The 13,502-nt window shown below is 43.6% G+C and carries 4 protein-coding genes; 3 read left to right on the top strand and 1 reads right to left on the bottom strand.

Going from position 1 to position 13,502, the window contains the following annotated elements; all coding sequences use genetic code 11:
- Nucleotides 1–9 precede the first annotated feature (9 nt).
- Nucleotides 10–870 carry an MORN repeat-containing protein gene (locus FNH22_RS18820; protein WP_143399973.1) on the top strand — a complete coding sequence of 287 codons (861 nt, stop codon included), beginning with the start codon at nt 10–12 and terminating at the stop codon, nt 868–870.
- 96 nt (nt 871–966) lie between these two features.
- Here FNH22_RS18820 and FNH22_RS18825 read toward each other — a convergent pair whose 3' ends face one another.
- A complete protein-coding gene (locus FNH22_RS18825) occupies nt 967–2,454 on the bottom strand; it encodes an HTTM domain-containing protein (RefSeq protein ID WP_143399974.1) in 1,488 nt (495 codons plus the stop codon).
- 358 nt (nt 2,455–2,812) lie between these two features.
- On the opposite strand from FNH22_RS18825, the gene FNH22_RS18830 reads away from it, so the two are divergent.
- The gene (locus FNH22_RS18830) at nt 2,813–3,844 is read left to right on the top strand and encodes a hypothetical protein (RefSeq protein ID WP_143399975.1); all 1,032 of its coding nucleotides are present in this window, start codon (nt 2,813–2,815) and stop codon (nt 3,842–3,844) included.
- Nucleotides 3,845–3,994: 150 nt separating this feature from the next.
- Entirely contained in the window at nt 3,995–13,495 is a 9,501-nt protein-coding gene (locus FNH22_RS18835; protein ID WP_143399976.1) for a neuraminidase-like domain-containing protein, read from the top strand.
- Nucleotides 13,496–13,502: the final 7 nt, after the last annotated feature.

Raw genomic sequence — 13,502 nt, forward strand, 5'->3', positions numbered from 1 at the left:
ACATCGCACATGCCCAAATCAAAAGCTACAATAATATCTCATTCTCTACTGGTTGTGACAAGCTTAATAGTGGTTTACTATATTTTCGAAACGCAACAACTCAATGAGAAGCTCAAAAAAATAAATGAGAAGGTCAGGATACTGGAAGATACCAATACCTTCCGGCAGTCTTTGGCATTAGAGGCGATTGACTCATTGCTTCTTGCCGGTGGGTATACCGAGGCCATAAAAGCATACCAAAAGCACGCTGACCAGTCGGATGATCCACACTTTTTAAGGGCACTTCGCTTACGCATAGACCTGGCACACCAGCTGATGGATAAACACAAAGCACAGGTAGAAACGAAAGACACTGCTTCGACGGCGATCATCACCGTCACGATGCAAGACGTTACCTCGGAAGAAATAAAGCAGTTTGATTCTCTTAATTTCGCCCTGGACAAAGCTCATATGCAAATAAAGTACCTGGAAAGCCAACTGAAAGAGAATACAAGCGGCGCTTACCTGACATTCAGTACCAGTAAGGGGAAACAAGCGCATTACGTAGGGCAGGTGAAAAACAAAATGGCCCAGGGGCACGGGGTGGCGCTACTGAACACAGGCAGTCGTTATGAAGGTGAATGGAAGAGTAATTTGCGTGATGGCCAGGGTACATTTTACTGGCCGGATGGCGAATATTACGAAGGTCAATACAAAGACGACCGGCGCCATGGGTTGGGAACATACCACTGGACCAATGGACAAAAATTTACGGGATACTGGGAAAATGATCAGCGTAACGGTGAAGGCACCTTCTATGGAGAAGAGGGTGAAGTAGTGGCCAAAGGTATTTGGAAGGATGATGAGTTGGTAAAGATGGATAAGCAGTAAAAAAATTTCCCGGGCTTTCCCAAAAAGATCAAAATGACTCTCACTAAAGCCATAAATTCCAGGTTTAATTACTACCGAAAGAACAACTGTCAATAACTATTTTTCTTCTATCATGAAGATCCAATCATTATGGGTCAGCACTTTATAATTAACTGTGTTTAAGCTGACTTCAGGATCGATCAATAATTGGTAGGGTCTTCCGTTCAATTTACATTCGGCATGGACGGTAATCGTTGTATTAACACCCATTCTTTGAAGTTCTTCAGACAGGTGACAAGCAAATTGTTTAATCAGGTAGGGACGGGTGGCCATCTTTCTATATTGCCAGGGTTTGATTATGTGGTACCAATCAATCCTTTTATTTTCACCTGTTGTAGGGTCTGTAAAATAAAAGTTGACCTTTCCACTTTTATCCCTGAGTTTCATATGCCAGGAAAACCGGTGTGCCTCTTCTGTCCAATTTACATTTCCCGGAATAAAGTAATGCCTGAGGGGGAGTAGTACCTGCGGAATACACCATAGTACAATCAATATTAGCACTAACTTTCGATGCCGGATTTTGCCAATTTCAAGATCATGGCCCCGGTCATAGCCAAGTAATGACCAGCCCAACAAGGCACCGGACATAAAACCTACCAATATCGGGATAGGAGCGAAGCTGTCACGGACAATACCCACTAAGACCCCCAGGATAATTCCCGGAAGAAGTATAGGAAGCCAGCCGGATAAAGCATTCCTTTGAAAATCCATTTTTTTCCATAACTGCTGCGGCCAGTCGGCAGGGAAAAAAATCGAAGTAGCTCCCAACATAAACCAGGGGAAGATACCTATGGTGAACAAGCGGTCATTGAAGAAATGAAACCCAGTGATGATCAGAAAAATATAGGGCCGGGACCTTCTGTGTAGCAACAATGGAAAAGCCAGTAGGTCTATCAACAAGCCACTATAACTCATAAAGTAAACAAACCATTCCTGTTCGAAGAATCCTCCTATCAGCGGGAAGGAGCTTCTGTTTGAAAGCCACATTCGCATGGGTTCTCCTGCCAGCCAGTCTTTGCCTAATTTAGCTACCCCGCCGAAAAAATAGACGATACCCAATTGAAACTTTAACAGGGACAACGGCCAGGCAGGCAGCGTCCGGGAGCTGATTTTTTTAAATAATAACGCATCCAATGAAAAGTGACGATGGGCCGGTAAGAAAATTACCAGGAAACTCAACAGACATATTAAATAGAAGTGATTGAGATACCGGGCCTGTTCGAGTAAAAAAACATAAGTGAAACCAATAAAAAACAATAGGGCGCTCAACCTGTAAAATAACCCGAGCGCTATAAACAAAGCCAATATACCCAGCACAACAAAGTGGATATACATACCATTGCCCTCCCAGGGTTTAACCCATTCGAAGTATTCATAATGAAAATTGTATTTCGGTAAGATCCAATACTCTCTGATCCAGCCAAAATGGAAATATCGATATACTTCCCATAACATGGTCAAGCCAAAAAGAATCCGGAAAATAACCAGGCTGTCGGCAGGCTGCTTTCCATAAATGATCGTATTTCTTATGTCTTTAATACCCATAGAATCTTATCTCTCTGATGTGCTGGAATGTCTTTAATTTCATTTGGAACATGGCAAATGTAAAAATGCGAATGTACTCGATGAACTAAATATGATCTTTTTGATAATTATTTACGAATAAGTTGCTCATGTAATAAGTTTATGTCATTTATTTAAATTTTTACAAAAAAAATTCGCGCAGGAGTGTATCGGATTTAGATTCTCCGAAAAATATGATAATCAGCGGCTTATTCTCAATACACTTTAACAGATCATATGAATCACACCGGAATTCGACAAGATCTTACTAAAATCAGTCACATCTGACTATTGTAAGGAATGAATTTTTTAGATAAATTTCATTAACTTTTTTAAAATTATGAATACAAAATTACCTTTTGGTTTCTTTTTTATCGTTTTGACACTAGCTAATATATTGAGTTGTAGTGGAGATGACGATGGTAGCGTAAACTTAGGACAGAGCGGAAGTGTAGAATTTTTCCTGTCTTCAACGAATGACCCTCCTGAAGAATTGGCAGAAGTATTTCTATCTGTTAAAGAGGTGGAATTTGATACTGAATTCGGACGGATAGTCCTTGAAAACTCCGACGCAACTCCGTATGACCTGCTTCGCATTCAGGATGTGCCTGGTCAATTGATATTGCGCATTGACAATGCCCCTAGCGGGACGTATGAAAACGCGACGGTTCGTTTCAATAACAGTACTGTCTGTAACAACATTCGGGACCGTGATGATGACAACGACGATGATGATGATGGAGATGACGACGATGACGGTGGAGGCTCATCGGACGTGGATACAGATTCAGAGAATTTTGTAAGGTTGGCTGATGATGATGGCACTCTCTTGCCATTATGTATTGTTGACGGAGAAGCAAGTGCCTCGACAGGTTCTGTTTTAGAATTCACACATGGAGAAACGCTCAAGGTTTCTGTGGAAATAGATCTTGCCAATTCATTTACCAGAGTAGGTTCTGGCGGAGGGGGCGACGATGATGATGATGGAGACGACGACGATGACGGAGATGGTTCATCAAAAGGCGCTTTCATATTTGACCCCGCAGTAACACTTACAATTATTGAAGGCACAGGTACTATTAATGGGACATATCAAAATTTACCAACGGGCAATAACATAGCATATCTTTATGCGAATGGCACATTCAACAATGATGAAACCTTGCCCAATGGCAGTGGACAGCGTTTTTCAAATGCCATTACCAGTACTCCTGTGAATAGCGATGGCTCATTCACATTTGAAATTGATCCGGGTACTTATGATCTGGTTTATGGCAACTTCTTTGGCAATGTATTTATTAGAGTTACCGGTCAAAGTGAAGATGTTGTTGTAAATGGTGGTGGAATCACTGATGTGACATTCACACCATAAGGATATAATTCAATTGCAGCTGATTCACTTTATTTAGGGAATTAGTGTGCAAAGGCGTTAATATAACTATTGCAATAATTATTTAAAATAAAAATATTTAATCGTGTAGAAATATAGTCATTAATCTCTCACTCAATAACTTACACCCTTATGCCCAACATGATCATGACCCTCGGCGCTCAAAAGTTCACCGTAGCCGAACCTTTAGTCAACTACAGAATAGAAGTATGGAATGAGGAAAGCCCTCAAAATCGTTTCATGGGATCTGGGATCACTGATTCCACAGGCCAGGCCACAGTGAATATATCGGATCAAAACTTTCAGGATGTTTATGTTAATGGTTCTCCGCAGACATATTTTCTGATCTATTCTAATTCCGGGGCATTGGTTCTGGATACGAGGGTAGGAGGAGATCAGAATGAAGAGACCAATGTCAAGCTTCAACTGATCAATTTTGTTGAAGCCACTACTGGCCCGGGTATCCCACTCAGTGTATCAGGGACGATACAGAGAACTGATGGTAGCGTTCCTATTCCTGCTGTCAAAGTGGTGGCTTATGACAAAGACGTTGTGGGTGAAAAGGAAGTAGGAAATACCATCACTAATCCCGACGGTACCTATGGCATAGATTTTAATAGCAATGACCTGACTGGGGTGGGCAGGACCCAGGCAGATCTAAGGGTACGGGTCTTTGAGCAAACCGACACCAATTCTGAAAATCCACTGGCCGTTTCTCCCTTATTGGTCGATGCACTTGAAAATGAAGTGGTCAATCTCGTTATCGGTGATGATGTATTCGTGGGTCTTTCGGAATTCAAACAAGTAAATAATAAGCTGGCTCCTGCGATTTCTAATAATGACCCGGCTACTTTTCAGGAAGAAGATATTATAGTAGTCGCCGGTAAATTTGACGTTGATGCCGATTGGACGAACTATTATGTTAAGTCCAGGGCTTTTGCTAACCAGACCAGTATTGCAGCTGAGATATATTACGGGTTGATGCGCCGAGAGTTACCCGACGATCTTGCCGACCTGCTATCTGAAGACAGATCTATCCTTCAGCGAGAGCTGGAGGCAGCTGCTTTTGATAATGTGATCGCCTCCGATCTCATTAGTGATATACAAACTCTCCTCGATCAGCTGGAAGCAGCTCAAAAAACAGTAGCATTAGCTGAAAGTAACGATCCCGAAAATCAAGGCTCACTAGGTCGGATATTGCAAATCGTAGGTTTCAATGACACGCAAAAACAAATTGTAATTGAAAAGTCTTTAAACATAGATGAAGCCGACGATTCACAAATATGGACCGACCTGGAAGCGGATACTAACTTTTCAGCTGCTGATGTAGATAAATTACAGTTGGCATTAAGAACTGCAGCCGTTACCCAAAACAACTTTTCAATGGTCCAGGCCATGGTAGACGATCCCGCGATAACGGAGGTGAAAGACCTCACAGGACTAAGCAGTGCGGATTGGGATGCGCTTATCACTACTCATGTTGCCGGTATCCCGGAAACCATTGAAGGAGATACGGAGGAAGAGCGTAAGGCCAGTTACAAGTCTTTGATACTAAAACTGCTGGAAGATGCATTCCCCACCTCAGTAGTATCTCAGGGGCTTAGTGCAGCTCCTGATTTTGACACTGCCCGGTTAGATACCTTTTTTGCCAATAACCCTGATTTCGATTTCAAAGAAAACAATATCAATCAATACCTCAGCGACAACCCCGACGCACTTCAGGGGATAACAGATCCGACGGGTTTTGTTAAAGACCTTGAAGCCATGCGACGTGTGTTCTTCATGGCGCCGGAAACTGACAAATCTGAGACGATTAAAACACTTCTCAATAATGGTTTGGATTCCGCATTTAAGATAAGAAGACTGGGAAAAAAGACCTTTATTAACCGCTATGCCGATCAGCTGGGAGGAGAAGAGGCAGCAGAAAAGATCTACGACCGTGCCGCCAATGTCTCTTCTCAAACTCTGCAGGTAATGGCGAAATATGGCAATCGGTTTAACCCTGTGAATACTTCTGTGTTTAGCGGCGGCGTGGATGGAAGCCCTTCCGCAGGCTTTTCTACGGTGGGCGCTGCTGCAGCCACTCCCCAGGAGATCCCCAACCTGCAGTCATTATTTGAAACCACTGACTTTTGTAGTTGCCGGCATTGTCGTTCGGTACTAAGCCCGGCTGCCTTTTTAGTGGACCTGCTGGAGTTTGTTGAACTTGGAGAAAATAACAGTGATCCGGCATCAAATGCCAGATTAGTATTAGACCAAAGAAGGCCGGATATCCAGCAAATCCAATTGAACTGTACCAATACCAATACGGTAATGCCGTACATCGACCTGGTAAATGAGTTTCTTGAAAACCTGGTGAGCCCTCCAACTGCGGGCTATACGGGGCAGACAACCAGAGATGCTGCTTCTCTGAGGGCCATGCCTGAGTATATCAACAAAGATGCTTATGATAAATTGGCCACTGAAGTCTTCCCGATACAGTTGCCTTTCAATTTATGGACAGAAGAAGCTAACGCATACCTTGGCCATCTGGGTATAAGACGAAGTGAGGTGATCAGAACGCTGAATCAGACAGGTAATGTGGATAAAAAGCGAAACAGGGCGCTGGCCATATTGAACCTTACCCAAAAGGATTTTGAAATTTTCAATAGTTCTGTTGCTGATGCCGGGCTGTATTATGATTTAACTACGCTCACCGGATTAACAGCCGGTGGAAACGAAATTCTTACGGCTTTACCCAATGTAAGCGATCTGTTGAAGTCACTTGACCTTACATTTGACGATCTGCTGAAATTTTTAGAATGTGAAGCCGTAAACCCGGGTAATAAGGTAGTAAACTTCCCCAGCCCTGATGAATGTGACCTGGGCATAGCTACTTTGAATTTTACCAATGAAGAGTTTCATAACCTCAATCGTTTTCGAAGACTTCAGTTAAAATCAGGATGGTCTGTTTATGACCTGGACAGAGTGTTCAGAACCTTTATCGGAGTATCCAACGAGGAATATCTTATACAACTGGGCTTCATACATGACCTCAGTGTTGCAGTAAAGTTGCCGGTAAGAGAATTGACCGGTTGGTTTACCAACCTCGATACACGTGCCTATGAGGAAGGTCTTTCTTTCTATGAAGAGCTGTTTCTGAACCCTGCCATCACCACTAGTTTCGACAATGCCAGCACTCTTTTTACGTTGAATCTGGCCGGTACGGAGCTGGCAGATACCACACCATTGCTGACAGATCAAACCGTTAATATGGTCGTGAGAGCGGCTATAAACATTAAAACAGAAGACTTCCAAGAAATTATAGCTTTTTTACCCGGAGCCAACCTGACCGTTGCCAACCTGTCCGCCATTTACAAACTGGCCACGCTCGCGAAAGCATTTAAACTGGATGTAGCAGAATTACAGTCTCTTCGAGATATGACAGCCCTGACGTTCGATTCTCCTGAAGAGGTTGAAAACTTTTATGAATTCGTACTTCGGCTGAAAAACCTTCGTGTTTCGGTAAGTGAACTGTCCTATTTGGTTCAACATAAAAAAGAAGACGAGAATACAGGTATTCCTGAAATTGAGCTGAGCGGCACTTTGACTCAAATACGCATTGAATTACAAAAACTGCTGGCCATTGAACAAGAGGAGAACCTTAAAGCTGATCAATTATCAAACAGCCTTTCGGCACTATTAGAAGAAGAAAGTTTAGCGACGGCATTGGCCATAGTAGATGATTCATCCACTTTGACCGATCAGGAGAAAACAGATTTTATAACTACCAGCTTTTCGTCATTTTTAGATACAGCCGATGCTACCGGTAAGTTAGTAGGTTCCGGTGCAGGCGTGATTACGGATACAAGCGCCAGAATTGACTATGTACTGGTTCCAATGTTACAGTTTCTCGCACGAAACTTCGTTTTTCAAAAGATGGCAGCTGAACTGGACATTGAAGTTTCTACTACTATTTCCATGCTCAATGACTATGTCAAGAGCACACAGGACAATACGAAAGCGGCCATTGATGTATTTCTGGATACTAATTATGTTAACGGAGTTGACGAAATAAACTTCACTAACAATCCGGAAGAGATACAGACCCTGGAAAGACTGTTGAAGATCGGTCTTCTGGCAAACACACTGCGCATTTCTTCTGAAGACCTGCTATTTGTGCTCTCCCAGGGACCGGCGATAGGTTGGTTCAATATTGCCGGGGTTCCTGTGACCCCTCAAGGCGCGTTGGGAGCTGCTGAAGGCGCTTCCTGGTTGAGATTGATAGAAACCGCCTATTTACAACGAAGTCGTTTCAATGGGGATTCCACTATTTATCAACTGATTAGGCAATCTTTGGATACTGCCAATACGGATGATCAGATACGTCAGTCCCTGGCCGATGCGACAGGCTGGAATCGTGATGACATTGATTATCTGACGAGTGCTGCAGGGTTTAACCTGGTCAGGGCTGATTTTAACAGTGAGTTATGGGTGAAGTATTTATCCGATGCCTTTGACGTGATCGATAAAAGTGAGGCAGAGGCCTCACAATTATGGTCATTAAATACACCGGACGCCACGGTTGACCAGGGAAGGCTCTCACGAACAATAGCTAATGCTTCCTACTCTACTGAACAATGGCTGGAAATAGCTCCTGAAATTAGAGACCTCTTGAGAGAAAAACAGCGCGATGCTCTCCAGGTATTTGTAATAAAGGACGGTGGGTTTGCTGATGCTGATGAGTTGTACAGCCATTATCTGATCGACACTCAAATGAGTGCCTGCACCCTTACTTCGCGGATCAAATTAGCCCTTTCGAGTGTGCAACTTTGGATGCAGCGGATCCTGCTCAACCTGGAGCCCGACCTTGTTTTCGATCCGGAGTTGGCCAAACAATGGGTCTGGAGGAAAAACTTCAGGGTTTGGGAGGCCAATCGTAAGATCTTCCTGTATCCTGAAAACTGGATAGAGCCGGAATTACGAGATGATAAAACACCGTTTTTCATAGAACTGGAAAACGAACTTCTTCAGGATGAATTGACTATAGAAACCGCAGAACGAGCTTATCTTACTTACTTAAGAAAACTCGATCAGGTCAGCAGACTGGAGATCGTCGGAGTATATGATGACAATGAAAATGAGGAAGACCTGGACGACGAAGAGAAAGGCACTTATTATGTAATCGGTAGAACAGCCAATAAGCCAAATATATATTATATGCGGAGATGGGTGGACCGGTCATTCTGGACACCCTGGGAAAAAATTGACCTGGAAATAGAAAGTGACCACATACTCCCAGTCATTTACAATAGAAGGTTATACCTCTTTTGGGTGGTATTCAGTCAAATGGCTGAAGAGCCAGACGATTCAGACCTGGAGGTAACTACGGACCGGGATCAAAAGTCCAGCAGAAACCCAAAGCTGGGCCATGAGATCAAAATCGGATGGACTTCCTTCTACCGGGGACAATGGACTGACCCTAAATTGACCGAAGAGGTAGTGGACAGCGAATATAGTGAGCCTTCCAGGCATTTCCTGGTGAGCAGTATCGAAAACGACGAGCTTTTTATCGATATCGTATATCCCGGAGTAGAACTGACGCCCATTTTCAGGAGTGTAAGAAGATCCCGGAGAGGCATTTTCAATTTTATTTCACCCAGAATATTCCTTCCCAGGATCAAGAAAAAGGAACGTCTGTTCATACTCAACGGCTTTAAATTCAACGATTACACTAACCATTTAGTATTAAATCAGGCGGCTGAAGCCGTTGAGGAAGAACTGGCATTTCCTAAACCCGTTGGGTCTGACTTTTTTAATATGAAATTTAAAGAAGGAAGTCAAACCGATTCACTCACCTTTAATACACCTTCAAGGGCTTCTGCTTTTGATAAAAACAGCTCTGTATTACTCAGGAAAACCCCGGGAGCATTTAAAACACTCATGTTACACCAATATTGGGACCAGGATGAATTGGAAGCGCCTACGTTCTATGAGGATGATTTCCGGACTTTTCTTATCGTTCCCAAAAAGGAGAGGTTCACGTTTTTCAGAAGGCCTCCGTTCAGGTTGATCAAGCCAACGGTCCGGCCTTTCACGCGTCCCAGGCCTGTTCAATTGCCATTCGTAAGGCCAACGCCAGGCACACGACTGCCTGTGGTCAGACCTACATTCACTCCGGCGCCGTTGATCAATCCAAGGTCCGTAAATGGTTTTTTTGTGGGAGACAACAGGTTTTCGGTCGTCCGTTCTAACGATTTTTTACAATTGAATTTAGCCACTCCAACATTAACGCGGCTGGATTCATCTGATTTTTTGAGAAATGTAAGAACCTTTGAAGAACGTAGTCCTGAGGTAAGCAGAATTACGGTGCAAAGATCAAGGTTAACACAGTTACCCAGGGTACAACCCGTTATCATGCCCATTCGGATCAGACCCTTGTATAAGATCAGGAGAATCACTTCCATAAGGACCAATTATGAGTTCCAAAGTTTTTACCATCCGTATACAAGACTTTTCATCAAACAAGTCAATAAATTTGGTATCGATGGATTATTGAATCCGTTGGCCAATGTGAAAGGAACTCCGGCACAGCAAACCGAGATCCGTGCACTGGACAGACAAAAAATCGAAAACGACTATTTTACTACCGTTTATCAGCCCTCAAGAGCCGTCCTGAAGGCGCCGCTTGAGTTCGATTTTACACTTAAACAATATCCTAAAGAAGAAATCGACTTTGGATATACGGGGGCCTACAGCCAATACAACTGGGAGTTGTTCTTCCATGCGCCTTTATCCATTGCCACGCAGCTTTCAGCTAACCAACGGTTTGAAGAAGCACAGAAATGGTTCCATTATATATTTGATCCGACGGAAACGGAAGGGCAGGCCCCGGCGCGTTTCTGGAAAACCAAGCCCTTCCATTTGTACCAGGGAGTCAATCAGACCGCTGAAATATTCGACCTGATCAACCAGGGAAGCCGGGCCTTCAAAAAACAGGTGACAGATTGGCAAAAGAACCCTTTCCAACCACATGTCATTGCCAGGTTAAGAATAGTGGCTTACATGAAAACGGTGGTTATGAAGTACCTGGACAACCTGATTGCCTGGGGGGACCATCTGTTCCGAAGAGATACCATAGAGTCCATCAATGAAGCCACGCAATTGTATGTCCTGGCAGCGCAAATACTTGGAAAACGACCGGAGATCATTAGTCGTGAAGAAACGGAAACGAGATCTTACAACGACATTAAACCGGAAATAGATAGTTTCAGTAATGCCCTGGTGGAGATTGAAACAGAGCTACTCCTGGATATGGAAGAAACTCAGAATATCAGTGTAGAAGAGAACGACCAGATCAATATCTTGAATACCATTTTATACTTCTGCCTTCCCCCGAATGATAAATTGCTTGGGTATTGGGATACCGTGGCAGATCGGCTCTTTAAGATCAGAAATTGTCAGAATATCGAAGGAGTTACACGGCAACTGGCATTGTTCGAACCACCGATCGATCCGGCATTATTGGTCAGGGCTGCGGCGGCAGGGATTGACCTGAGCAGCGCCATTAGCGATTTGAACGCTCCAATTCCGATCTACCGCTTTGAGTATATGCTTCAAAGGGCATATGATTTCAGTAATGAAGTTCGAAACCTGGGAAATGCCATGCTTTCTGCTTTAGAGAAAAAAGATGGTGAAGACCTGGCTTTGTTAAGGGCCGGTCATGAAGTGGATCTTTTGAAGCAAGTAAGAAGAATTAGGGAAGACGCTGTTAGAGAGGCAAGGGAGAATTTAGACTCTCTTGAGGAAGCTAAAGAGCTCGCCCGCATTAGAGAAAGATATTATGGTAATAGAGAAAATATAAACTCAAAGGAACAGAAGCAGTTAGACAAAATGGAATCGGCGCTGGTTCTAAATACTGTAGCTGGCGGGATTGAAGCTTTAGCAGGAGCATTGGCTGTAATTCCAGACTTTCAATTGGGAATAGCAGGAGCCTTCGGAAGCCCATTTGTTACAGCCGAAACGGGTGGTACCGGTTTGAGTACAGCAGTAATTACAGCGTCTAATGTTCTGCGTATTTTATCCCAGGTAGAATCATTTCAAGCTAATAAGGCAGGATTGTTAGGCGGCTACGAGCGTCGTCAAGAAGATTGGGACTTCCAATTAGAACTGGCTGAAAAAGAAATAGAACAAATTGATAAACAAATCCTGTCTGCCAGAGCCCGTCTCTCCATGATGGAACATGAACTGGAAAGCCATGACCTGCAGACAGATCAGTCCCAAGAGGTTAATGCATTTTTACAAGATAAATACACTAATCGTGATCTCTATCAATGGATGACGACTCAATTATCAAGTATTTACTTCCAAACGTTCCAAATGGCTTATGATATGGCCAAGAGGGTGGAGCGAAATATGCAGTTCGAATTGGCCCTGGAAAACACCAATTACATCCAATTTGGCTATTGGGACAGCCTGAAGAAAGGCCTGCTTTCAGGAGAGCAGCTACAGAAAGACCTTCGAAGGTTGGAAATGGCCTATATCGAGCAGAATAAGAGGGAGTTTGAATTGACCAAGCACATTTCGATCAGCAAAGTCAGCCCTCAGGCCTTGTTACAACTCCGGGAGAATGGAAAATGTGAAGTACATCTTTCTGAAGTACTGTTTGATATGGACCACCCGGGACAGTACCTGCGCCGCATTAAATCGGTGAGCGTTACCATACCGTGTGTAACCGGGCCTTACACCAATGTCAATTGTAAGTTAACTTTACTGAACAGCCGGGTGAGAAAAAGTACACAGATAGGCTCAAACGTGACAGACTATGCCTACCAGGGGGCCGATGACCTTCGTTTTACCCACTACTTCGCCGGCACACAAGCTATCGCCACCAGCAGCGCCCAGCGGGACAGCGGTATGTTTGAGTTCAATTTCAGAGATGAACGTTACTTGCCTTTTGAACGATTAGGGGCGGTCAGTACATGGCGTCTGGAATTGCCACAAGAATTCAGACAGTTTGACTATGATACCATATCCGATGCAATAATTCATGTCAATTACACAGCGCGGGACGGTGGCGATAACTTCCGTCAGTCTGTGGAGAGCAATCTTCAGAGTGAGCTGGACAAATTGCTCGATGAACTGGCGGCTACTGAAACAGGCCTTCAAAGAATGTTCAGTCTTGAACGTGAATTTTCTACTGAAATGACTGCCTTGCTCCATCCATCTTCTGATACGGAGGATTATAAAACCACGATCAAACTCTCCGATAGGAACTTCCCATACTTCTTGCGAGGAAGAAACCTCAATATGGATAATGCCTTTGTATTGATAAGGTTGAAGGAAGAGTTTCAGTCAGAGCATCTTAATGGACTCATGCTAAAATGGGTGAGAGAAGGAGAAACGGTCAACTTCAAGACTGTAGTGGATAACGCGAGTGTTGTACCCGAGTATGGCAACTTACAGTATTCAGGGTTTATGGGGGTAACCGGTGATGCGGACGGCAGCTGGGAACTACTGATCAAGCGTGATTCAATCACAACGTTATCAGATACACTCAAATTGAAGGACGCTACAGGTACTCCTATTAGCAAGAGTCTTGACCCGAACGTGATCGATGACATTTATGTATTGTTGGAATTTAAACTTGGATGATGTGGAG

Origin of the sequence: Fulvivirga sp. M361 (assembly GCF_007097395.1) — a bacterium.
GTDB lineage: Bacteria > Bacteroidota > Bacteroidia > Cytophagales > Cyclobacteriaceae > Fulvivirga.